The 555-nt window shown below is 48.3% G+C and carries 1 pseudogene; it reads right to left on the minus strand.

Going from position 1 to position 555, the window contains the following annotated elements:
- A pseudogene (locus tag ACWHAR_RS30730) lies at positions 1–555 on the minus strand (phosphoglucosamine mutase); the annotation flags it as partial.

Consider the following 555-nt stretch of genomic DNA (forward strand, 5'->3'; position numbering starts at 1 on the left):
GGAAGTCCCCATTGTAGAAACATCTGCATCTAAATCAGCAAACAGGTGTGTCGCCAAGGATGATGTTGCGCCATGGGCACAGTCCAATGCCACATGAATGCCTGTGAAATCTTCATCAGCTGTCTGTTTTAAGAATTGCAGATATTTTTGTCCGCCTTCAAAATAATCGTTTACAAGTCCAAGGTCTGCTCCGACAGGTCTTGGCAGCTTATCTTCAGGTTCGTCCATCAGGCGCTCAATTTCAGCCTCTTGTTCATCAGAAAGCTTAAATCCATCTCCCCCAAAGAATTTGATGCCGTTATCCTGCACTGGGTTATGAGAAGCGGAAATCATGACGCCCGCCTCTGCGTCCATCGCTTTTGTCAAATAAGATACACCTGGTGTAGAAATGACACCCAGGCGCATGACTTCTGCGCCAATGGATAAAAGTCCGGCGACAAGGGCTCCCTCCAGCATATGGCCGGAGATGCGTGTATCGCGGCCTATCAGCACTTTTGGACGTTGTTTGTCTTTTGTCAGCACATAACCGCCGAAACGTCCGACTTTAAAGGCCAG

The sequence above is a fragment of the Bacillus sp. LR--39 genome, assembly GCF_053613335.1.